The organism is Marinicella sediminis, from assembly GCF_002000055.1.
In the GTDB taxonomy this organism is placed as follows: domain Bacteria; phylum Pseudomonadota; class Gammaproteobacteria; order Xanthomonadales; family Marinicellaceae; genus Marinicella; species Marinicella sediminis.
Genome location: NZ_MVBD01000005.1, coordinates 200,515 through 225,046 on the forward strand (window position 1 = coordinate 200,515; position 24,532 = coordinate 225,046).

Annotated in this window: 17 protein-coding genes; 5 read left to right on the forward strand and 12 right to left on the reverse strand. The window is 48.3% G+C overall.

What is annotated here, in order from left to right:
• Window positions 1–157: 157 nt before the first annotated feature.
• The gene (locus B0475_RS08845; RefSeq protein ID WP_077411448.1) at window positions 158–3,424 is read right to left on the reverse strand and encodes a WD40/YVTN/BNR-like repeat-containing protein; all 3,267 of its coding nucleotides are present in this window, start codon (window positions 3,422–3,424) and stop codon (window positions 158–160) included.
• Window positions 3,425–3,568: 144 nt separating this feature from the next.
• On the opposite strand from B0475_RS08845, the gene B0475_RS08850 reads away from it, so the two are divergent.
• Window positions 3,569–5,422, forward strand: coding sequence for a M48 family metallopeptidase (locus tag B0475_RS08850; protein ID WP_157892826.1), 1,854 nt, complete (start codon window positions 3,569–3,571; stop codon window positions 5,420–5,422).
• 77 nt (window positions 5,423–5,499) lie between these two features.
• On the opposite strand, the gene B0475_RS08855 is transcribed toward B0475_RS08850, so the two are convergent.
• Window positions 5,500–7,242: a sodium:solute symporter family protein gene (locus B0475_RS08855; RefSeq protein ID WP_077411450.1), complete on the reverse strand. Its 1,743-nt coding sequence runs from the start codon at window positions 7,240–7,242 to the stop codon at window positions 5,500–5,502.
• Window positions 7,243–7,245: 3 nt separating this feature from the next.
• The gene (locus B0475_RS08860) at window positions 7,246–7,503 is read right to left on the reverse strand and encodes a DUF4212 domain-containing protein (RefSeq protein WP_077411451.1); all 258 of its coding nucleotides are present in this window, start codon (window positions 7,501–7,503) and stop codon (window positions 7,246–7,248) included.
• Between the two features lie 176 nt (window positions 7,504–7,679).
• On the opposite strand from B0475_RS08860, the gene B0475_RS08865 reads away from it, so the two are divergent.
• The gene (locus B0475_RS08865; RefSeq protein WP_077411452.1) at window positions 7,680–11,501 is read left to right on the forward strand and encodes a hybrid sensor histidine kinase/response regulator; all 3,822 of its coding nucleotides are present in this window, start codon (window positions 7,680–7,682) and stop codon (window positions 11,499–11,501) included.
• Here B0475_RS08865 and B0475_RS08870 read toward each other — a convergent pair.
• The 8 genes from B0475_RS08870 to B0475_RS08905 all read right to left on the reverse strand — a co-directional run bounded on the left by B0475_RS08870 (window position 11,498) and on the right by B0475_RS08905 (window position 19,370).
• On the reverse strand, window positions 11,498–12,163 hold the full coding sequence (locus B0475_RS08870) for a response regulator (protein ID WP_077411453.1): 666 nt from the start codon (window positions 12,161–12,163) through the stop codon (window positions 11,498–11,500). The genes B0475_RS08865 and B0475_RS08870 overlap by 4 nt on opposite strands.
• Window positions 12,164–12,168: 5 nt before the next feature.
• Entirely contained in the window at window positions 12,169–14,109 is a 1,941-nt protein-coding gene (acs, locus tag B0475_RS08875; protein ID WP_077411454.1) for an acetate--CoA ligase, read from the reverse strand.
• Between the two features lie 84 nt (window positions 14,110–14,193).
• Window positions 14,194–14,598 (reverse strand): hypothetical protein, encoded by a 405-nt coding sequence (locus tag B0475_RS08880; RefSeq protein ID WP_198538179.1) that lies wholly within the window; start codon window positions 14,596–14,598, stop codon window positions 14,194–14,196.
• Window positions 14,599–14,635: 37 nt separating this feature from the next.
• Window positions 14,636–15,325, reverse strand: coding sequence for an exonuclease domain-containing protein (locus tag B0475_RS08885; protein ID WP_077411455.1), 690 nt, complete (start codon window positions 15,323–15,325; stop codon window positions 14,636–14,638).
• A 4-nt stretch (window positions 15,326–15,329) separates the two neighbouring features.
• Window positions 15,330–17,192 (reverse strand): putative nucleotidyltransferase substrate binding domain-containing protein, encoded by a 1,863-nt coding sequence (locus B0475_RS08890; RefSeq protein ID WP_077411456.1) that lies wholly within the window; start codon window positions 17,190–17,192, stop codon window positions 15,330–15,332.
• Window positions 17,192–17,626, reverse strand: coding sequence for a hypothetical protein (locus tag B0475_RS08895; protein WP_077411457.1), 435 nt, complete (start codon window positions 17,624–17,626; stop codon window positions 17,192–17,194). The genes B0475_RS08890 and B0475_RS08895 overlap by 1 nt, the downstream gene beginning before the upstream one ends.
• 80 nt (window positions 17,627–17,706) lie before the next feature.
• Window positions 17,707–18,993, reverse strand: a complete 1,287-nt coding sequence (locus B0475_RS08900) for a DcaP family trimeric outer membrane transporter (protein WP_109862368.1) — start codon at window positions 18,991–18,993, stop codon at window positions 17,707–17,709.
• Window positions 18,994–19,082: 89 nt separating this feature from the next.
• On the reverse strand, window positions 19,083–19,370 hold the full coding sequence (locus B0475_RS08905; RefSeq protein WP_077411458.1) for a hypothetical protein: 288 nt from the start codon (window positions 19,368–19,370) through the stop codon (window positions 19,083–19,085).
• Between the two features lie 74 nt (window positions 19,371–19,444).
• Here B0475_RS08905 and B0475_RS08910 point away from each other — a divergent pair, with 74 nt between their 5' ends.
• The 3 genes from B0475_RS08910 to B0475_RS08920 are packed head-to-tail and all read left to right on the forward strand — an operon-like array spanning window position 19,445 to window position 20,958.
• Window positions 19,445–19,732, forward strand: coding sequence for a metalloregulator ArsR/SmtB family transcription factor (locus B0475_RS08910; RefSeq protein ID WP_109862369.1), 288 nt, complete (start codon window positions 19,445–19,447; stop codon window positions 19,730–19,732).
• Window positions 19,725–20,381 carry an SdpI family protein gene (locus B0475_RS08915; protein WP_198538180.1) on the forward strand — a complete coding sequence of 219 codons (657 nt, stop codon included), beginning with the start codon at window positions 19,725–19,727 and terminating at the stop codon, window positions 20,379–20,381. The genes B0475_RS08910 and B0475_RS08915 overlap by 8 nt, the downstream gene beginning before the upstream one ends.
• Window positions 20,382–20,427: 46 nt before the next feature.
• Entirely contained in the window at window positions 20,428–20,958 is a 531-nt protein-coding gene (locus B0475_RS08920) for a hypothetical protein (protein ID WP_077411460.1), read from the forward strand.
• 52 nt (window positions 20,959–21,010) lie between these two features.
• On the opposite strand, the gene B0475_RS08925 is transcribed toward B0475_RS08920, so the two are convergent.
• On the reverse strand, window positions 21,011–24,466 hold the full coding sequence (locus B0475_RS08925) for a cadherin-like domain-containing protein (RefSeq protein WP_077411461.1): 3,456 nt from the start codon (window positions 24,464–24,466) through the stop codon (window positions 21,011–21,013).
• Window positions 24,467–24,532 lie beyond the last annotated feature (66 nt).

Consider the following 24,532-nt stretch of genomic DNA (forward strand, 5'->3'; position numbering starts at 1 on the left):
AAACATGGCTGATCAACAGGGTTGTATCATCTGTTCGACAGCATGACACCGGCCTGGTCGCTTAACTTAATTACTGGTTAAGCTGAGGAGGGGGTCCATCAGCAAGGGCATGTGAATCACATGCCCTTGCTGAAAATCATTCCATAACCTGTGTGCATTAATCCATTGCCGGTAAGCGCCCTGGTGTCCAGGGTGCACCCAGCTGTTCCATGGTATCTTCAAATGACTTCAGGTCAGCTTCCAGCATGTGCAGTGTTTTGCTGGCAGTGGCCAATTGCTCTTGGGCAATGGCCATGGAAGTCTGGTAGTTGCCGGGGACGTTTGCCTGTGACTCAAGTAAGCCACCATACAAGCTGCCCACCCGTTGAGAAATGGACCACGGCACTGCTTCCTGTCGTGAGGAAATGGTGCGGTCGCCACGAAATGCCACTTTCAGGTCTGCCAACCGGGACATCAAATCCCGAAGTTCACTGGCATGTTCTTCAGTGGCTGCTGTGGTGTTGGTAACCGCCACTTTCAAATGTTTGATCCGGTTATCGATCTCACCTATGGCCCGGTTGGCACCGTTGGTGCGGCGTTGTAATTCAGCCAGCTGTTGTTTAAAGGCCAATACCTGTTCAGGATTGGAGGTGATTTCCGGGCTGTTGTTGAGGGTTTTGACGGTGAAAGGCATGGCTTCACTCAAAGCCCGAAGTTCACCTTGTTCGCGAACCATCAGGGTGGCCTGATACTGCCCTGGTATGGCCATCGGACCCATCGGAGGCGATACCCAGTAAGGTACAAAACCGGGTTTTTTCAGAGTCACTGGATCTGGTGCCGGATAGCGCATGTCCCACTGAACCTGGTTGAGGCCTTTGCCGTTTTTGGCGGGTACCCGTTTGACTACATTGCCACGACTGTCCTCGATTAAAAAGTGCAGGGCAGGGGATTCTTCGCGATCCTCTTTGCGCAAGTCATCCCAGCTCGGATATGGGGTATCGCCGCCTTCCTTCTCGATTTTGATTTCAGCAGTGCGCCGTTTTTTCTGTAGCGTTGTGAAGGTATTATTCAGGTAGTAAACAATGTTCACACCCAGAGGGGGATTGGGGGCGGTAAAAAACTCACTGCCGGAAGAGCCTTTTTCCCGGTCATCAAACAGATCGCCTTCAATGTATTGCCAGCTGTCTTTGATGGGAAACACTTTGGCAGTCCCGGTGGTAATTTGCCCCGCAGAAAACCTCAGAGGGGTGTAGTCATCAAGGATGTAAACCCCTCTGCCAAATGTGCCGATGATCAGGTCATTTTCACGTTGCTGGATATCCAGGTCCCGAACTGCAATGGTTGGCAGGCTGGTTAACTCGTGCCAGTCATTTCCACCATTTTGAGTGAAGAACGCGCCAAATTCAGTGCCTACAAACAACAGGTTGGGGTCCACATGGTCTTCTACAATGGTGTGGGTGGATCCGCGACCGGGCAGGTTGCCAGTGATGGACTTCCAGGATTTCCCCTGATCTGTCGATTTCAGCACATAAGGCTGGTAATCGCCTCTTTTGTGGTTATCAAAAGTGGCATAGGCCACGTTGGCATCATGTTGAGAAAACAACACATCTGATACATAAGACATGTCAGGTACTCCTTTGAATTTCTTCACCGAAGTCCAATCGTCACCACCATTGTTGCTGACGCTGATCACCCCGTCATCGGTACCCACCATCAACAAATCTGCCTGGATAGGGCTCTCGGTGATGCCAATTAAACTGCCATACTGAGAAGTCGATACATTTTTTGCAATGGTGTCCACACCCCAAACCCGGCCCATTACATCCAACTGGTTGCGGTCAATTTGCTGGGTCAGGTCGGGACTGATGATTTCCCAGGAATCACCCCGGTCGTCAGACCTGAACAATTGTTTGGCGCCATAATAGAGCCTGGTAGCATGATGCGGACTGAGTAACAGCGGGGTGTTCCAGTTCCAGTTATATGCGTCTTCATCAGCGCCTGGGTGAGGTGCAATGTAAACCCGTTCCATGGTGCGTTTATCATACCTGGCCAGGCCGCCATACTGGTATTGGGCGTAAATGATGTTGGGGTCGTTGGGGTCAAATTGTGGCTCATAACCATCACCACCTAAAATGATGCGCCAATCTGAATTGGTGATGCCATGAATGACTTCGGTGCGTGAGGGAGCGCACAAGGAATTGTTGTCCTGGGTGCCACCACAAATGTTGTAAAAAGGTTCGTCATTGTCAGCCTGAATGCGATAGAACTGACCCAGTGGAAGGTTGCGCACATGTCGCCAGGTTTGGCCACGATCGTAAGTTTCATAAACACCACCATCACCACCAATGTACAAATGATCGGTGTTGTCAGGATCGATCCATAAAGCATGGTCATCCACATGTCGGAATTTCAATGAAAGTGGGGTCCAGGTTTTACCGGCGTCTTCGGAAATGTTGGTGAAGGTATTGAGTGAATAGATGCGGTCCGGGTTGTGCGGATCTACCACCAGTTCATTGTAATACTGAGGGCTGTTGGTCATGTATCCTGATTGTTTGTGCCAGTTTTGGCCAAAATCCAGTGACCGGTACACACCTTTTTCTTTGTCATTGGCTTCGATGATGGCATAGATGGTCTTCGGAGCTGAGGGCGCATTGGCCAGACCAATCCGTCCCATGTGATCTTTGGGTAATCCTGCCTTGACTTCGGTCCAGCTGATTCCGCCGTCAGTGGACCGGTGAATGCCACTGCCAGGTCCGCCATTGATCAGTGTCCAAACGTGACGGCGCCTTTGGTAGCTGCTGGCAACGATGTGGTCATGATTGTCCGGATCTATGACAAATTCATTGACCCCAGTGTGTTTGTTGATGTGCAGAATGCGTTCCCATTGTTCACCACCATCAGTGGTTTTATACAGGCCCCGGTCACCACCGTCGCTCCACAGCGGACCTTGTGCTGCCACAATGACCACATCTGAGTCATTTGGATTGATCCAGATCTGAGAGATGTGGTTGGAGTTTTTCAGGCCCATATTACGCCAGGTTTTGCCTCCATCGGTGCTTTTGTATACCCCATCGCCATAGGCCACACTGCGTTGAGAATTGTTTTCTCCTGAACCCACCCATATGACTTCGGGGTTGTTGGGGTCGATTTCGATCACGCCCAAAGAATAAGACCCTTCACCATCAAATATTGGCTCCCAGGTGATGGTGTTATTGGTGGTTTTCCACAGGTTGCCTGAAGACGTGGCCACATAGAATTGGTGTTTTTTTTCGGGGTGGAAGGCAAAGTCTGAAATCCGTCCGGATATCATTGCCGGGCCGATGTTTCTCAGTGGCATTCCTGCCAGTGGATGGGGTTGATCAGTGTCATTGCTTTTGGCACTGACCAGGCCGCTGGAAAAAACCAGAGCGGCAGAAATGATGAGACTTCTGAATGATGGTCGCATGGTGATCCTCTTTTTAAATTGTACACAGAATCTATCATAACTCATTCACTTTGCGACCTGTCAATAGTCATGGTTGTAACGCCTTACTTGAACCAGTCAGCCAATCAGGTAAAATCGAATCATTCGACGGTTAAAATGACAAGGATGAGACAAACAGCAACAGAAAGAAGGAATCATTTCAGACGCATTGCTGAACAAGCACAGCGCAAACACCAGCATGATCCTGCAGGTTACCTGCGTCAACTCCGCACTTTGGCCTGGTTGGGTTATGGCTACCTGATGCTGATACTCTGCTGCTGTCTCGGCGTACTGGGTGGTTTGATTTACCTGTCTATTCAATCCACGGCCTTTTTGTTGTTGCTGATCAAAAGTAAATTCATTGTGGTGGTGTTGGTGGTGATGTATGTGATCATTCGTTCATTGATGGTGCGCATTCCTCCGCCCGAAGGGGTTCGCGTATCCCGGGGTGAAGCACCTGTATTGTTTGCCACCATTGATGACATGCAAAAGACCTTAAAAACCGCAACCATCCATGAGGTTGTAATCACTCCTGAACTGAATGCCGCCATACAACAAACCCCTCGTCTGGGGGTGTTTGGATGGCAAAAGAACAGTTTGATACTGGGGATTGAACTGTTGATGTTCATGTCCGTTGATCAGGCCAAAGCAGTGATTGGCCATGAGTTGGGGCACCTCAGTGGTGGTCATGCCAGGTTCAATGGTTGGATCTACCGATTACGTATCAGCTGGATGAATATTTTGTATGTGGTTTCGCAAACCAATGGCGTGGCCCGGTGGGTGTTTGGTGTGTTTTTTAATTGGTATGCACCATATTTTAATGCCTATTCGTTTTCCCTGGCTCGCGCCAATGAGTTTGAAGCCGATCAGATTGCAGTTAAACTGACTTCAGCACAAGACCTGAGTGAAGGGCTGGTTGGCATGCATGTGGTGGCTGATGATTTTTTCAATTCTTTTTTTAAGCAGGTAGAGCGTGAGGCCATTGCCAACCCAAACTTAACACCAGAAGTGTATGTTCGGCTCAAAGAAGCCTTGTCACAGCATCATTTTAGGCCTGAAGAGGTCCAACGTGTGATCACCAGAAGTCTGAAAATCAAAACCAGCTATGAAGACACCCATCCAGCGCTGAAAGACCGCATTGCAGCCGTTGATGGTCAACCCAGGTTCAGGTCATTGAGTTCTCAGTCTGCTGCAGCACAGTGGTTTGGTGATGGCTATACCGGCTTGCTCAGACAAACTGCTGAAGCCTGGTTTGCCTGGCATGGCCCGCAGTTAAAGGCTTTGCACGAACAGGCCAAAGAGGCCAGGCTGCGTCAGAGCAGTTTATCAGCCAAAGCAAACCTCAATGAGGAGGATTTGCTCGAATTGGGGCATATCCATTTGTTTTTAAGGGAAAAGAAGCTGGCCCTGCAACAGTTCAAAAAAGTTTATCAAAACAACCCTCAGAATCCTCATGCTTTATACCAATTAGGGGCCGCTTTGCTGGAGCGTCAACAGGCCAAAGGAACTGTGCTGCTGGAACAATTGATGGCACATGAGGATTTTGCCCAGGCAGCCGGAGCCTTGTTATATGCCTGGTATGAAACCCACGATCAAACGGAGCTTGCCAGGCAAGTGCAGATTAAAATGGAACACCACCGTGATCTGGAAGCAGATTTCCACGCCGAGGTGTCGACGCTTTCCAGGCGGGATGTGTTCGGACCTGTCACCCTGACGGAAGATCAACAATTGCAATTACGTGATTCATTGAAAAAATACCGGGGCATTACGCACGTATGGCTGGCTGCAAAAAAACTACAGACCCGTCCAGATGTTCGGTTGTTGGTAATACTTTATGAATTGGAGCGCGGTGAAGATGATGCGTCGGTTTTTAGTGATGGTGAACATCCGGTCGCCTATGATGGATATTTTACGCTGGTCAATCTGGCCGAGAAAAAACTGAGCAAAAAGATTCGTCCTCATTGTTTTCAATTGTATTAATAAAAAAGCCCCGGCGAACCGGGGCTTGAGGAGAGAGCCGGTCAGTTGAGGTAACCGGCTCATGGGGTCATAGCGAACTATGACAGGGCTTTGGGAACCCGGATTGACTCAACCAGGTGCTGGATTTCAGCGGGTGGTGGAGCGGTTACTTTGCTCACAATGATGGCCACTGCGAAGTTCAGCATCATACCCAGGGTGCCGATACCTTCAGGTGAAATACCAAACCACCAGTGCTCAGCGTTGTTGAGTTCAAGGTGCATGAACTTGAAGTAAATGATGTAGCTGAGGGTGAAGACAATGCCTACGATCATCCCAGCAATGGCTCCGGTTTTATTGGCCTTTTTACTGAAGATACCCAATAAGATGGCAGGGAACAATGAAGAGGCGGCCAGCCCAAAGGCCAGGGCGACCACCTGGGCGACAAATCCCGGCGGATTGTACCCCAGATATCCGGCAACCAGCACCGCAAAGGCAGCAGCCATTCGGCCCACCATCAATTCTTTTTTCTCAGATATTTGTGGCACAAATACCCCTTTGACCAGATCATGGGAGATCGCGGCGGAAATCACCAGTAATAAACCGGCTGCGGTGGAGAGGGCTGCCGCGATGCCACCGGCTGCCACCAGTGCGATTACCCAGTTTGGTAGCTGGGCAATTTCAGGGTTAGCCAGTACCATGATGTCACGATCCACTTTCAGTTCATTGCCTTGCCAGCCATAGCTGTCGGCCTTGGCTTTGAAGGCTTCATTCTTGTCATTGTAATACTGTATACGCCCGTCGCCGTTTTTATCCTCAAAAGTCAACAGTCCGGTTTGTTCCCAGGTATTGAACCAGGCGGGTTTCTGGCTGTACTCAATGTTACCTGTGGCAGTGCCCACTTCACCCGGTTGAATGGTTTCAATCAGGTTCATACGTCCCAGAGCGCCAACAGCAGGTGCTGTGGTGTAAAGAATTGAAATGAACAACAAGGCCCAGAATGCAGATTTTCGGGCATCAGCCACCTTAGGTACCGTGAAAAAGCGCACGATGACATGAGGCAAACCAGCCGTGCCTACCATCAGTGCTGCGGTGATGAAAAACACATCAACGGTACTTTTGGAACCTTCGGTGTATTCGGTAAAGCCCAAAGATTGCACCACACTGTCGAGTTTACTGAGCAGATACATGCCTTCGCCCGTCATTTCACTGCCAAAGGCCAATTGTGGTATGGGGTTGCCTGTGGCTTGCAGCGAGATAAAGATGGCCGGTACCATGTAAGCGAAAATCAATACGCAGTATTGAGCCACCTGGGTATAGGTGATGCCTTTCATGCCACCCAAAACGGCATAAAAGAACACGATCCCCATGCCAATGATCAGGCCGGTGAGGATTTCAACTTCCAAAAATCGCGAAAACACGATGCCCACACCACGCATCTGTCCGGCCACATAGGTGAACGAAATGATGATCAGACACACCACCGCAACGATGCGTGCAGTTTTGGAGTAATAGCGGTCGCCGATGAATTGAGGCACGGTGAATTTACCAAATTTACGTAAATAAGGTGCCAATAGCAGGGCAAGCAATACATAGCCACCGGTCCAACCCATCAGGTACACAGACGCATCATAGCCGGCAAAGGCAATGATGCCTGCCATGGAGATGAATGAAGCCGCTGACATCCAGTCGGCAGCAGTGGCCATGCCATTGGCGATCGGGTTGACGCCTTTGCCGGCCACATAAAAGTCACCTGTGCTGCGGGCCTTTGACCAAATGGCGATGCCAATGTACAGGGCAAATGAAAGCACCACAACAACGATGGTTAATGTTTTGAGTTCCATGGCTTATTCCTCCACGTCAAAATGCTTGTCCAGCGTGTTCATGCGCTTGACGTAAATCCAAATCAACAGCAGGAACACATACAGTGAACCTTGTTGGGCCATCCAGAATCCGAGCTTAAATCCAGCAAACTGAATCTGATTCAATACATCCACCAGCAGGATGCCGCACACAAAGGAAACCACGAACCAGATCGACAGCAATATGCCCATCAGTTTTAGGTTGGCTTTCCAGTATTCGTCATGATTGTTCGTTGATGACATGATACCCTCATAAAAATTAAGTGCCTTCAATGTATCAAAATCACCATGCCAATGATCTTAGACTTTGGTCTCAGACGTTTGTGTTACACAGCATATGGTCACTGTGCTATGATAAAACTCTTCTAACAAAGTCATTGGATTCAATCACTTGTCGGTTTTATTTAGGATAATTTGTCATGCTTTCTGAATATGGTGTCTACGCCATTTTGGTGGTGTATATTGGTTTGATGTACCTCATTGCCCGCTGGGGCGATGGTCTGGATTTGCACCGCCGGCCAAAGTTAAGAACGTGGATTTATGGCCTCTCACTGGCTGTTTACTGTACGTCATGGACTTTTTTTGGCGCGGTGGGTACTGCAGCCAGTAAGGGCTGGGATTTTCTACCCATTTATCTGGGGCCGTTGTTGTTGTTTACCATTGGTTGGCCGTTGGTGGTGAAAATCATCAAACGCAGCAAAGCCAACAACATCACTTCGATTGCGGATTTCATCGCCAGTTTATATGGGAAATCACGACGCATTGCGGTGTTGGTGACTGTCATTGCGGTGCTGGCGGCCATTCCGTACATTACCCTACAGTTGGAGGCCATCATAGCCAGTATTGAAGTCATCAGCATTGACAGCAATACAGATCAATCGGCAAGTATCAGTGCTTTACTGGTAACCGCTTTGTTGGCGTTTTTCTCCACCGCTTTTGGTACCCGAAAGCTGGATGTGACTGAGCACCATCGTGGCTTAATGATGGCCATCGCGTTTGAGTCAGCCCTGAAAATAGTGGCTTTCATTGCCGTTGGACTGTTTGTGTTTTTTGTGGTTTACGCCGGACCGGGTGAAGTGCTTCAGGCAGGAGCGAAATGGACAGCCATCGCCAACGGCCCTAACTTGTCGGTGAATTTTTTATCCCAGTCGATGTTGGCGTTGTTGGTTTTTATGTGTTTGCCCCGGCAATTTCATGTCACCGTGGTGGAAAATGAAAGCCTTGATGACCTTGGTAAAGCCCGTTATATTTTCATTGTTTACTTATTGGTCTTCACCTTGTTTGTCATTCCCATTGCCATGGCGGGCAATGCCTTCTTACCGGCATCAGTGGATTCTGATCAGTTTGTTTTGCAACTGCCTTTGGCCTTTGACAACAATTGGCTGACCTTGCTGGTATTTCTTGGCGGTATGGCTGCGGCATCAGGGATGGTCATCATTTCAACCATTGCATTGAGCACCATGGTCAGTAATGACCTGGTCTTACCGCTGTATCTGAAACTCAAGAACTATCATTTGCGCCGCAAAGACGGCCTTAAACATGTGGTACTGTGGAGCAGGCGAATCAGTATTTTTGCCATCAGTCTGGCCGCTTATGTGTTTTACCTGTTGGTTCACAACAGCGTGCCACTGGCGGCCATGGGGAACTTATCATTTCTATTGATGGTGCAGTTTGCCCCGGCCATGTTGCTTGGTATGTATTGGCGACGATCGAATAAGCAAGCCGCTTTTGCCGGAATGCTGGCAGGCGTATTGGCCTGGGCCTGGATGGTGATGATGCCTGCGCCGATAGCGGGTGTGCCCAGCATGAACGCCGGTATCATGACCAGCCTCGCTCAGTTGACCAGTTCCCAGCCCCCATTGTTTAAGTTATTTGCAGTGACGTTTTTATGCAATATGCTGGTGCACATTGGTTATGCATTGATTTCCGGGTGGTGGCAACAACGTCAGGACAATCACCACGATGACCGGCCAATGGATCTGGCTGGTGATCACATGACGGTGGCTGATTTAAAGCAAGTGGTGAGAAAATTAGTGGGTTTCCGTTTTGCCAATACGGCCTTTACCCATTTTGCACAGAATCTGGAAGGGTCAATGCAGGACACTGATCAGGTAACCACGCCAATGATACAGTTTACTGAAAAGCTATTGGCCGGTTCCATTGGGTCATCATCCGCCCGTGCAGTGATCACTGCCATGCTGAAAAGCAAAGGACTGGCAGTGGATGAAATCATCGGCCTGCTGGATGAAACCAAAGCCGCTATCAAGTTCAACCGCAACCTGACTGAGGCCACGCTGGATAACATCTCCCAGGGGGTGAGTGTGGTCGATGACAACCTGCAGCTGGTGGCCTGGAACAAGCAATACATAGAATTGTTGAATTATCCAGAAGGCTTCATTAAGCGCGGCATGTCCATAGAGGAAGTGCTGTTGTTCAATGCAGAGCGGGGATTACTTCAGGCTGAATATGTTCGCCCTGAGATAGAAAAACGCATGGTTCATTTGCGACAAAGGCGACGGTATCAGTCAGAACGACAGTTTGATAATGGCAAGGTTCTCCAGATTGAAGGTCATCCGATGCCCAATGGTGGCTATGTGACCACTTATAATGATGTCACACAATACAAAAAAGCGCAGCAAGATCTGATTGAAAGCCGCCAGCATATTCAATTCTATACCGATCATTCACCTGCCATGTTGGCCTACCTCAGTGCAGATCAGACATTGCATTTTGTCAACAAAGCTTATGAACAATTTTTGGGGATGAACCGTGCTGAATTAACCGGTAAGAAACTGACTGATATTTTTGATTCGGTTGAGTTGGCCAAACGAAAGCCCTATCTTGATGCTGCATTTTCCGGACAAACCCAATCATTTGAGTTAGAGCTGGCTGATCCTGCCGGTGTTCAGCACTTTATGTTGGGGACCTATGTTCCGGATGTGCAAAACCAAAAAGTGGCCGGGGTGTTTGTCATCATGCAAGACATCAGTACCCGTCGAAAAGCAGAGCTGGAACTGGAAAAAAGCCGGGCCAACCTGGAACAAAGGGTGGCGGAACGCACCGAAGAACTTTCACACATCAATGCAGAACTTGCAGCTGCCACCAGACAAGCCCAGCAAGCCAATCAGTCGAAAACCAAATTCATTGCCGATGCCAGTCATGATTTGCTGCAACCATTCAATGCAGCCCGTTTATTCACGGCCATTCTGGCAGAAAAAACCGATGACATGACGGCGGATGTGGCCAGTACGGTCAATAGCCTGGATCAGTCATTGCGCTCAGCTGAAAATATGCTCAGCGCACTGTTGGACATAGCGAAGCTGGATGCCGGTGGGGTGCCAATCAATAACAGTGATTTTTCATTACAACCGTTGATGGTACAGCTGACCAATCAATACCGAACCAGGGCGGGAAGGAAAGGGTTGAAGTTGAGGGTGAGGACCGGTGGTCATTGGGTGCATACCGATGAGAAGTTGCTGTATCGGGTATTACAAAACCTGACCAGTAATGCCATCCGTTATACCAGCCAGGGTGGCGTATTGGTGGCCAGTCGTCGTTCAGGCCATTCAGTCCAGCTGTGGGTGATCGACACAGGTGTGGGTCTTGATGAAGCGGAACAAGTTGAAATATTCAATGAATTCAAAAGGTTGGACAAAACTGCTGAAATGGCTGATAAAGGTTTGGGCCTGGGGTTGTCGATTGTGGACCGCATCATCAATGAGCTGGGCTTGTCACTGACAGTCAGATCCATCCCAGGTAAAGGTTCAGCTTTTATGATCTTGCTGCCTGGAGCCAAAGAAATCCCTGTTGATCACAATGATGAATCGGTCATGCTGGACCAGCGAAACAGACAAACGATGGTTCAACGGGTGATGTGTATTGATAATGAAGACAGCATTCTTGAAGGCATGCATCAGTTACTGTCGGGGTGGGGTATGGAAGTGGAGACCGCCAAAAGTGGAACAGAGGCTCACAAATTGTTATTGGACGGATTCCGGCCTGAAATATTGCTGGTGGATTATCAGCTGGATCAAGAGCTGGGCACTGATCTGGTGGGGACATTGTGTGAAACTTATGGTTTGAATTGTCCGGTAGTCATCATCACCGCGAATCACAGCGAGTCATTGAAAAAAGCCAGCCATGATGCCGGTTATCACTTATTACTGAAACCGATCAAACCAATCAAGCTTCGACAACTGATGAATCGGTTGTTACTTAATGACAGGACTTTAAAGGGTTAATTCTGTGGCAAATCAATGGCGGACACTTTCATCACTGCCTGGGTGCGGTTGTTGACATTTAACTTCCTCATGATGGCGGTTACGTGGGCTTTAACGGTGGCCTCAGAGATGTTCAAATCATAGGCGATCTGTTTGTTCAATAACCCTTGCTTGATCAAGCACAACACCTTGTGTTGCTGCGGCGTCAGGGAAGCCACTTGTGCAGTGATGTCTGCCAATTCCTGACTGTGCTCCATGAACAATGCTTCATTGAACTGATAAGGAAAATAAGTGTTGCCTTCGAGGACTGTTCTGATGGCTTTTCTGATGTCATCTACGCTGGCAGATTTACTGATAAAGCCCAATGCCCCAAAGTGTTTGGCATGCATGATGGTATCTGGCTTGTCATTGGCTGATATCATGATGATGGGCAAATCAGGATACTTCTTTTGAGTGAAAGCCAGGGCGGAAAAACCTTCCACCCCAGGCATATTAAGATCCAGCAACAGCATGTCGGCGTCATGGTGGCTGCGCAGTTGGGTTTTCAATGAATCTGAACTCTCCACTTCGATGATGACGCAATTGTTCAAATCAAGGCCGAGTGATTGCCGCAAAGCATTGCGAAACATCGGGTGGTCATCGGCGATGATGATTTTGTCTGCCAAAGGCGCCTTGTCTCTCATGGTGATTAAGAGTTCAGCCGATTATTGATCAGGTGAGTCACCACTTCGGGCTCAGCCAGGGTTGATGTGTCTCCAAGGTGATCATGCTCATTGGCGGCAATTTTGCGCAAGATGCGGCGCATGATTTTACCAGATCGGGTTTTGGGTAACCCAGGGGCCCATTGTATTTTATCCGGGGTGGCAATGGGACCAATTTCTTTTCTTACCCATTGCGTCAGTTCTGCCAGTAAGTCATTGCTTTCACTGAAGCCGTTGACCAGCGTGACGTAGGCATAGATGCCTTGTCCTTTGATGTCATGTGGGTAACCAACCACCGCGGCTTCGGCCACAGCCTCATGGGCTACCAGGGCACTTTCCACTTCAGCGGTACCCATGCGATGCCCTGAGACATTGAGTACATCATCGGTTCGCCCGGTGATCCAGTAATACCCGTCTTCATCCCTTCTGGCTCCATCACCGGTGGTGTAAACATCATCAAAAGCTGAAAAATAGGTTTGGTAAAAGCGTTCATGGTCGCCAAAAACAGTGCGCATCTGACCTGGCCAGGAATCGGTGATGACCAGATTACCTGCGCCTTCGCCGGTCAGTTCATGACCGTCGTTGTCCAGCAAGGCAGGTTTTATACCAAAAAATGGCCGGGTGGCTGAGCCTGGTTTGAGGTCAGTGGCTCCGGGTAATGGTGTGATCATGATGCCGCCGGTTTCAGTTTGCCACCAGGTGTCTACGATGGGACAACGTTCATCTCCCACCACTTCATAATACCATTTCCAGGCTTCCGGGTTGATCGGTTCACCCACAGAACCGAGTACCCTCAGTGATGACCTGGAGGTTGAATGAACAGGGGCGTCTCCTTCTTTCATCAGCGCCCGGATGGCCGTAGGTGCGGTGTAACACACATTCACCTGGTGTTTGTCACAGATTTGCCAGAACCGGCTGTGGTCCGGATAGTTGGGCACCCCTTCGAACATCAAAGTGGTGGCGCCGTTGGCCAATGGTCCATAGACCACATAGCTGTGACCAGTGATCCAGCCGACATCAGCCGTGCACCAATAAACATCATCTGCATGTATGTCAAATACATATTCATGCGTCATGGATGCGTAAACCAGGTACCCCCCTGAGGTATGCAACACCCCTTTTGGCTGTCCTGTTGAGCCTGAGGTATAGAGGATGAACAAGGGGTCTTCAGCATTCATGGGTTCAGCCGGGCAATCAGCTGAAACCGAGCTGCTGAGCTCATGGTACCAGTGATCATGCTCTTGCCAGTCAATGACCTGATCTGAGGTTTTGATCACCAAGACGGATTGCAGATAATCTTTGACACCTGGTTTCTCAGTTGCTTTGTCGACATTGGCTTTCAAGGGAATGGCTTTGTTGCCTCGAACACCGCGGTCAGCTGTGATGACCAGCTTGGATTTGCAATTAATGATCCGATCACCCAAAGCATCAGGGGAAAACCCGCCGAAGACGACTGAATGAATGGCGCCAATCCTGGCACAAGCCAACATGGCATATGCTGCTTCAGGAATCATTGGCATATATAAGGTCACCCGGTCACCTTTCTCTACACCCAGTTTTTTCAGGGTATTGGCAAATCGACAAACTTCTTCATGTAATTGGGCATAGCTGATGTGCTTTGCTGATGCCGGATCATCGCCTTCCCAAATGATGGCGGTTTGATCGGCTTTGTCTGGTAAATGCCGGTCAACACAGTTATGACAAACATTCAGCTCACCATCGGCATACCAGCGGATGTGTAAATCATCCCTGGAAAAAGACACATCTTTGACTTCAGAATAGGGTTTGAACCAGTCCAGTCTTTTGCCTTGTTCTCGCCAAAAATCTTCATTATTATCAATGCTTTGCTGATACATTTTCAAGTATTGATCGTTGTCACATAAGGCGTCATTGCGGAAATCAGGATTCACTGGATATCTTGTTTTCATGGCTATTCTCTGCGTTGATTTGTTGCTCACTATGCCACCGATTCTGTGCGGGACACATTAGACATTGGTCTTAGATGCAGGTATTTAATTCATCCCGGGAAATGAACTGACCTTTCTAACTTCAATGTCCGGGAACGAGTCCACCACCTGCACTGTGAAGTCTGGAAATGAAGTGACTTCCTGCCATTGGCCACAGTCATCGGGAAAGGATGAAACGAACTGTACATCGATGTCACCGAATGAACTGACATATTTGATTTTCAAATCAGGAAAGGAGTCTACAAACTGAACCTTACCTTTCAATTCAATGCCATTGTGATGACAGTTCTGGGTTGATTGTTCCGCTTTTTTTGCAGCCGGTTTGGATGAGTTATTGGCCATCATTGATTTTCCCGGACTGACCGGTAATTGTCTGGATTGATTCTCACTGATGCCGATCAGAATGATGACAGCAATTACCGCTGCTGCAATTTTCAAGTCTTTGTTCATTGGATGCCCCGCTTTTGGTTTGCTGGCTGAATGTTTTTCAGCTCAGTATGTGCTTTAATTTTAGCGGGAATCCATTGGCCTGTCGATGGCTGATTTGTGCCAGGAATAACTCAGCAGTGGCCACGGCGTCCTCCAGGGCATTGTGGGCATGGTAGCGTGGTAAATGGTAACTGGTGCGCAAGTTAAACAGCCTCAATTGATTGACACTGATGGGTAGGTTAAGACGTTGCAGGCGATGCTGTTCAATTTTCAACGTGTCGGCCATGCGCATAGGCAGGTGGTGTCCATACAGATTGTGACTGAGGTGTTGGATGAACTGGTATTCAATGGCCTGGTGATGGGCAATGATAACCTTGCCGGCCATTTGTTGTAACAACACGTTCATCATTTCTTCGACAGCCATGCCTTGTTGTAACTGATCATCGGTGATCTGGTGAATGCTGACGCTCTCGCTGGTCAGTTTTTTATCGGTACTGATCAACTGATGCAGACTGTTTTTTAATTGAATGCGCATGTCACTGATGTGAGTGTAGCCCATGCTGATGATGTGATCGGATTGGGCATTCAGTCCAGTGGTTTCAAAGTCAAGTACCAGGAACTGTGTTTTACTGATCGGTTGTTGCGGGTCAGGTAAAGGGGTCATCAGATAATTCTTCAGTTGACCACTGGGGCGGTTCTTCAAGGCCCGGTTGAGCAACTGTTGTTGTTTGTCCCTGAAAAAAAACACCTGTTCAGCCCAATTGCCCCTGGTTGTACTTCTGAGTCACCACATCCTGATACGTTCTGATCAGTTCAAAAGCATCTTTGAGGTGTCGGCGTTCCAGGGATGACAGTTCATCAGGATTGATGTAATTGTTGGCCTCCTGACCGCGTTTGATGTTTCTGACCTGGTGTTGCAGCCTGATCAGGCTCAGCAATTCAAAACTGTCACGCAAGTCTACGGCTGCTTCATTTGAAATGACGCCGGATTCACTGGCCCGTTTGATGCGTTCCAAAGTGTTAATGACCTCGGTACCGGCATCCAGGGCAAAAACCCTGGCAATGTCAGTGCAGGGCATGATGCCGCGTTTTTTGATGTCCAGGGTTTTGTGTTCCGCACCATGTTGTTCAAGTACAAACCGGCGAAACAGACCCAATGGCGGTTTATTTTGTTGGGCATTGGCAGCCATAAAGGCCAGGAATAACCGGTTGTTACGGGTCAGTTCTCTGATGTGCTGCTGGAGCTGGTCAAACAAGGATTGATCACCATAAACACAACGCAAATCAAAGAAAATGCTGGAGTACATCAGGGCTTTGGGCTCGGGTGAATTGATCCAGCCGTCAAAATAGTGTTGCCACTGAGCCAGTGGCTGACGCCATTTGGGGTTGCTGGCCATCACATCACCAGGGCAGAACACATAGCCGCAGCGGTTCAGGTGTTCACTGACCTGTTCACTTAACTGGGCAAAGTATTCACCGTGCAGACTGGCATCGAACTGATCAGACAGCAACAGACCATTGTCCTGATCTGAATGAGCAGTCTGGTCATTGCGGGCCAGTGAACCGGCCACCATGTAGGCAAATGGTACCGGTGCTGGCCCCAGTTCCCGGACGCACAATTCAATCACTTTGCTGGCAAAGGCGCGGCCGATGGAACTGATGGAATATGCAATGTCGCTGGCATTCAGGCCTGCATCCACTTGTTTGGTCAGAACCACTGGTAATTGCTGGCTGAGTTGTGGTAATTGTGACAGTGATTGACTCTTATGAATTTGGTTAACCAGGTATATGGGGTTATGACTTTGGTGATGCATCAGGTCAGTTGCTGTGACCATTCCAAGCAGTTGTCCGTCTTCAACCACTGGTAAATGCCTGATGTTCATCCGGGTCATCAGCAGCATGGCCTCCAGACCGCTGTGCCGTCGATCAATGCTGATCGGCTCTGGTGTCATTACGCTGGCAATCGGTTGTTGGGTGTCCAGACCCATGGCCACCACTTTGGTGCAAAACAGCCGGTCTGTGACAATGCCTTTGATACCGGTTTCATCGATCACCAGCGCCGCGGTTTGATGGCTGTTCTTCATTTGCAATGCCGCATCGGCGATGCTGTCTTGCTGTTGTAATGTCAGCACTTCCTGGTGCATGAAGTCAGCGGCTTTGGATTTAATCAGGCTGTTTTCAGGTGGGCTCCTGAGTAACTGCAAGGCGCTTTTCAGGCGCTCATGCTTTTGTTGACTGAAATACTGATTGAAGGCTTGGTTGTTCTCCATCAATTTGCGGTATCGGGCTTTGGGAATCAGGTAAAACAAACTGTCTTCAATTGTGCTGACCCGGTTTTTGATGATGCCACCACGCTCAATGGCGCGGTGTCCGAAAAAATCTTTTTGGCCAAACTGGGCAACCAGACCGTCATTGTGGTCAGTGCGGGTCACCGCGCCAGACCTGATCAGGTACAGCCATTCGTTGTGCTGACCTGGTTCCAGAACCGTTTGGTTTCTGGAGAAATAAGTGATTTCTATGTTTTCAGCCAGTTCTTTTAATTCATCAGAGGATAATTGATTAAGTGGGTGGCAAAGCAGTAAGAAATCATGAATTTCCAGTTGTTCAATTTCCATCAGAACCTCACAGCAGTCTCAGTATAAAGGGCGTCGCCAGACAGATTAAAGGCCAGTCTGAGTTGGTTAAATGACTTCAACTGGTCCTCTGGAGAAAGCTTGATTTGCCAATATTTTCCATCATCGCTTTTCATCAATGGGAATTGTCGGAACGTCTGGTCACTGCCAAGTGCCACACTCAGATCGTTGATGGGTTGGTTGCTGATGAAGGCCAGTTGCTGCTGTTGTTGCTTGTCAGCACTGAGTAATTTAAGTTCAAACTGACCGTGGGTCATCAGGCAGGCATTTTCTGTGGGCTGGCAGGAGCCAATAACCAGTAAACGGCCTTTTCCGCGCTCAGTTTGTTCAGGCGTAACCAGTAAGCCAGTGATGGCATAAGACAACAATGCCAATACCGGGGCCATGAAAAATGCAATTTTTAAATGTCTGTTCATCTGGTTATTTTATGTCAATTTTAAGTGCAAAAAGAGGCTCAATAATGAGCCTCTTGACTGGTGATCAGCTAAAACCTGTATCAGAATGCATATTTGGCACTGAAAATCAGCCGGTTTAACTCACCATCAGTGCCATTTTCCAATTCCCGTTTACCGTGCAGAAAACCAATACCTAAGGTGATTTTACTGGCTGGTGAATACATCAGGTTGAGCTGTGCGCTTTGTGAAGATTTGGTCACACCCAATCCGGTGTAATCCCGGTTGTTATCAATGTCTATGCGGGAGAGGATGAAGCTGGAGCGCAGTTTGTCATTCCAGTGATGGCGGTAAGCCACTGCCACAGCTGTAGAGTCAATGGCGTCCAGCGAACCATTGTCGGTAATCACTGCACCGTTGGCTGTGTTCAAACCAACGTAACGACCCATGCCAGATCCCGAAGCCAGATTGAATTTCAAGTCATCTTTATCGCCAATATTGAATTTGCCGGTCAGGCTTAAGCCAAATGAGGTTTCACTTTCGTTATTGCCTACCACATCGTATTCCAGGCTTCTGACCAATCCGGCCACAGCCACATGGCCCCAATCGGCTTTGTGGGTGTATTTAGCCACCAGATCAGGCATGCCATTGTCGTCTGAAACGATGCGGCCACCACCGCCAAACGGGGTGATGGTTGATTCAGGGTTTTCCAGGGCCAGTTGCCAGGGACCATTGGTGTATCGAACCATGGCTTGTCTTTCAAACACAATGCCATCTGATGCAGCCAGAAAATCTGCTGATTCAGGCAGGGCGCCGACATCCTGAAAGGTACTCCAGGTTTGGCCAAACAACCAATTATTGTAGGTCAGGAAAGCATGTCTCATACGTGGTTGATAGGAATTACTCACCCGTTCATTACCACTTGGTGGGAGCAGGAAATCCATTTCTATGAACGTGCCTAATTTATCACCATTGGCCAGCACATGACTGCTTTTGAAATTGATTCTGGATTCTTTGGCGCCCAAATCAAAATCTGTGCTTTCGCCTTCACCACCCACTGGTATGGTGCCAGGAATGTAAAAGTCCCTGCCGGCTGAACCACTGGCCAGATCACCATCGCTGTAGGCAGAAAAAGAGGCAGTGGCTTTGACAAATCCGCCAAAAGAATAATTATGTTGTTCTGCGCTTTTGCTGTCCTCTTTGGCGGTGGATTTGGCAGCCGGAGCGCTGTCTGGTTTGTCAGCCACCTCCTTCTTCAGTTCCATCAGCATGGCTTCCAATGAAGCAATTTTGGCTTCCAGCTGCTGGTACTTGCTGTCTTCAGCCAGGGCGCCACCACTGAACAGAGCGGTAGATACGGCCACAGCCAACAGTTTTTTATTGAATTTCATAACATCCTCCAGATAAACGATGATGTCATGTTATGCAAAAGGACAGGTGACTGACTATTAGCCTTTGGTTTATACGACTAAAGGCTAAGTTATTTTCTGAAGACCATTGTCAGAATGGCAACGGCATATGCGGCCATGATTTTTTCATCCAGCAACAATTGCTTGCCATTCAGCATTTCAACGGTATCAGATACCAGTTGGAGTACCACGCCCAGTAACAGCAACATCCCTGCGGCGTGGATCTTTTGTCTGGAGAAGAACCGGCCATTGATTTCATACTGTTTGCCATCCGGTTGTTGCAAAGCCTGTTTGATGGCCACACCAGCGATGATCAGGGCGATAAATAAACTCAGGTATTCACTGTAAAAATCCTGCATCTCATTGACCTAAAGAAACGGGTCATAATGATAACAAAATTGACAAATAGATAATTAGATGATAATCTAAATAAATGCATGAACAACCCCATCATGAATCCATGTTTCAGGCTTTGGCAGATGTTCAACGACGAAAAATATTACAGATCCTGAAACACAAAGAGCAATCGGTGGCTGAAATTAAAACGCACTTTGATTTCAGTGGAGCGACTTTGTCGCATCACCTGAATGTGCTCAAACAGGCTGATCTGGTTAGGGTCAGAAGGGAAGGGCAAAAACGAATTTATACCTTGAACCTGAGTGTGGTAGAAGAGTTGTTGCTGATGTTTAATGAAATGTTTAAGCGAGGACAAAATGACTGAGAAAAAAGACCGTAAAACCCTGTTTGCAGTGGTTGCAGTGGTGCTTGTCACCTGGTTAGTGGCTTTTGTGTACGAGCCTGGATTACCAGAGCAGGTGCCCAGCCACTGGAACATACATGGTGAAGTTGATGGTTATATGGCCAAGCCATGGGGGGTGTTTTTTATGCCATTGCTTTCCACCGGTATGAGTATTTTGCTGTGGATTTTGCCGATGATTGCCCCCAAAGGATTCAAGCTGGACAATGCCCGTTCAGTGTATGAGTTGCTGGTGTTAATCATTGCTTTGTTTATGCTGGGCGTCATGGTATTGACTTTTGAAGCAGGTCTCAATGACCAGGTGGATATGAATCAATGGATGATGGTTGGCATAGGAGCCTTGTTTTTAATTCTTGGAAATTACCTGAGTAAGGTCCCAAAAAATTTCTTCATAGGTATCAAAACGCCCTGGACCCTTGCCTCTGATGAAGTTTGGTATAAGACCCATCGGCTGGGATCATGGACGTTTTTCATTGCCGGTCTTTTGGTGATCTTGGGCGGATTTTTGCAATGGCCTTTTGGCTGGATGATCGGCTTGCTGGTGGCAGCTGGGGTGATTCCGTTGATCTATTCACTGGTGATTTATAAAAAAATAGAAGGATTTAAAGAATGAGCCTGGGTGACTGAAGGCGAGTCAATGCTACAATCAGTCTTTTTCGATGGAAACAGACTTGTTGCACGCTTATTTTTACCTGATTCTGGCGTTTCTGGCCACCGCTGCAGCCAGCTATCTGATGTTTTACCTGATGCTGAAGCAGCAACATGAGCAGATGAGACATGCCATGGAGCAAAAGGACAAAAAAGCCATCAAAGCAGCCAGGCAGGACCTCAAAAAGCAACCCTGGTCCTGGCACCAGATTCTGATGGGTAAATGGATGGAGTTTGGTGGTGGTTTTTATGGTGTGATTGCGGTTTTGACCTATGTGGTGGTCGAAAGCCGTGAGGTTTATGATTTTTTAACCAGTGAAGAAACCATCATGTCCACCATAGCCGCTTTGGGTGTAGGGGATGTGGTACAGTTTTTCATCAATTCCCTGATGAACTTCATCACTGCCATCACCTGGCCGGTTTACTGGATGAACAAAACCACCTATTTTTCTACCTGGATATGGTTTCTGGTGGTTTATGCCGGCTATGTTAGCGGACAGTACTTAGCGAAACACAATCAAGCTGCTGACTACGGGGAATAATACTCAGATTAAAGGGGCGCTGGCCTGTCCAACGCCCCGGAGCCGGTGATTTTTACTGCCAATTCATAGCCAGTGAGTGCCCCCGAAACGTTAACACTGCCTTCAGCCATTGTCGGATGTATTCCTGAGTGACAGATTTGCTGGACTCTGGATTTAACCTGAGTGTCATGCCCAGGAATCTGATGCGACCACTGGCCGCGTCAAAAGTGGGTCCATTGAGTCTGACTGAGCGGTTTGGATTGACAGGATCATAAAAACTCAGGCGGTTGAGGTATTCATTTAATCCGACAACCTGACTGGCTTCAAAACCATTGCGGAAAATAATATCCAGATTGGCCACAGAAAACATTTGAGTGGCTGAAGTGTCTTCACCGCCGTCGGTGGTCCCACCATCATCCTGCATGCTGATTTCAACCAGAGCAATGCCCAGGTTCTGACTCAGCTCCAAGATCAGGAATCCATCAGTGTTGGCAATCACCTGGTTTAAGACCCCATCAGGATCGGCCACAATCTGGCTGTTAAAAGTCAATACTTGTTGTGAGGCCTCATCTGCGGGGCCAAACACATAATCATAGGTGTAGTTTTCAATGGCACGAAAAACCGGCGTGTTCCCATCCAGGTCGGTGTACAACACATCACCAAGTATCGAAAAGTCTGGCGCATCATTGACGGGTGTGACAGTAATTTGCAGGCTTGAAGGCACCACATTGACACCATCAGTGACTTGATAATTGTGGTCATCTGTGCCATTTAAATCGGTCGGGGGCAGGTAAACAAAACTGCCGTCACCAGCCAACATGAGTTCGCCACCCATGCCATTCATGGTGATTGTTTCCGGGGTGGTTAATCTCAGGGTATCAAGGTCGGCATCGATGTCATTGATCAACAATCCACTGAATGCATCAACCACCAACAACTGATCTTCAGGAATGGAGTATTGGTCTGGCGTGGCAACCGGAATGGTGTTCTCCTTCGCGCCACCTATCAAGACCTGAATATCCGTCCTGGCCAGCACTTCTTCACCGTCTTTGACCGCCAGGTAAACCACGTAATTACCGGGCACATCTGGGTCATACTGATCCAGTGGAGGAATGCCATTAAAAAATGCATAACGCCAGGAATTTTGCGCCACATTGTTATTCGCGATCAGCCCAGGGTATGTTCCGGCATCACCAACCGTTCCGCCACCGTTACCGGTGTTGTTGTCTCCTATGGCATGATCAAAGAAAGGTGCCTGAGCCGATGGTGTGATTGGATCGAAAGTCACAAAATCAGTGCCTGGACCGGGATCACTGTCCATGCCCAGTTCATAAGTGTAGGCCGTGATGTTTTGATTACTCTGGCCATTGTAGTCCGTATTAACTGTCCAATCAAAATTCCAGCGGTTGTCAGTACCAGGATCGTTGTCATGATCGGTTTCAGCCAAAGAATAACTGTAGGTGCCATCACCATTGGAATTGGTGGTGCCAATAAACGGAATCTTGGCCCGCAATCCAACTTCGACAGAATCATTTCTGCTGATGGCGAACAGCTCATTGACGTTACCTGATCCAAAGATGATGTCTGGTGTCACCAGGTCATCATAGGTTTGGCCGATGATCACGACAATTTCTGTCCTGACCAGGGTGTTACCCTGTTGATCCTTGATGGCGAGGTACACCTGGTAGGTGCCAGGGACATTGGGATCATAGCCATCCAGTGGCGAAGTCGGAAAGAAGGCGTATCGCCAGGACTGTTGCAATACGTTGCCGGTGGCCAGTAAATTCAGGTATTCGACTTCATTCGTGGCCTCAGTGCCTTGACCGTTGCCAGTGTTGTTATCACCAATACTGTGATCAAAAAACGGTGCCTGGGCACTCGGTGTAACCGGGTCAAAGATCAAATAATCGGTACCTGGCCCCGGGTCAGCATCCATCCCCATTTCATAAGTGTATTGGTTAAGTTCAGATCCATTGCTGTTGTCAAAATCTGTGTTCACTGTCCAGTCAAAATTCCAGCGGTTATCGGTGCCAGGATTGTTGTCGTGATCAGTGTCTTCCAGGCTGTAAAAATAACGGCCGTCGCCAGCTGAATTGATCTGTCCGGAGAATGGAATTTTCGCACGTAAGCCCAGTTCCAATCCGTTGTTGCGATTAATTGTGAACAATCCGTTGCTGTTGCCTGTGCCAAAAATGACCTCGGGAGTGACATTGTCATCATAGCTGGTGCTGATGATGTTTACGACAATTTCATTGCGGGCTATTTCTACACCGTTGAGGTCTTTGATGGCGAGGTAAACATTGTATGTCCCAGGGCTATTCGGATTGTAACCATCCAAGGGTGCCAGAGGGAAAAAGGCATATCGCCAGGACTGTTGCAAAACATTATTGTTGTCCAGTAAATTCAGGTATTCTGTGGCATCAGTTGCTTCATTTCCGCCGCCATTTAATGTGGTGTTATCACCGATGCTGTGGTCAAAGAAGGGTGCCTGCATGCTCGGTGTGACCGGATCGAAAACAAGGTAGTCTGTGGCCGCAGTTGGGTCTGCATCCATACCCAGTTCATAGGTGTATGCGCTGAGTTTAGAACCGTTGCTGTTGTCAAAATCTGTGTTGATGGTCCAGTCAAAATTCCAGCGGTTGTCGGTACCTGGGTTGTTGTCATGATTGGTTTCATCCAGGGTGTACAGGTACCGGCCGTCACCAGTCGAGTTGATGGTGCCGGAAAAGGGTATTTTCGCCCGCAGACCCAACTCAATGCCAGTCACTCTTTTGATTGTGAAGTTACCATTGCTGTTGCCTGTGCCAAAAATCACTTCCGGTGTTACCAGATCATCAAAAGTGGGGCCACCAATCATCACTTCGATTTCAGTGCGGGCCAGGGTCAGGCCCATGGTGTTTTTGATTTCCAGGTAAACACTGTATTGGCCAGGTTGATCGGGGTCATAAGTGTCCAGTGGTGCGAATGGGAAAAATGAGTATCGCCAGGATTGTTGTAACACATTTTGGGTGGTCAACAAGTTCAAGTAACTGGCTTCATCGGTGGCTTCGATGCCTTCGCCATTGGCTGTTCCATTGTTGCCAATGCTGTGATCATAGAATGGCGTTTGTGCTGTGGGCGTCACTGGATCAAAGATAAGATAATCTACCCCCGGACCCGGGTCGGCGTCCAGTCCCAACTCATAGGTGTATTCATCCAGCTCGCTGCCATTGCTGCTGTCAAAGTCGGTGTTGATTGTCCAATCAAAATTCCAGCGATTGGCAGTCGCGGGGTTGTTGTCATGATCGGTTTGGGGCAGGGAATAATGGTAACGTCCATCTCCCGAAGAGTTGATTAAGCCGCTGAATGGCACCTTTGCCCGCAGTCCCAATTCAATGCCATTGAATCTAGAAACAGTGAACTCCCCATTGCTGTTTCCGGAACCATATATGGTATCTGGTGTGATGTTCTGGTCATAAGTCAGTTGTCCCCATGCCGCAAATGAACACCCACAACATACCAAAGCCATGAAAAATGCATTTCTGATCATTATTTTCCCCTGTTTTTGAATCGACCCTTTAGCTTAACTTAACGCGGTGTAAGTAAACGTAAAAAA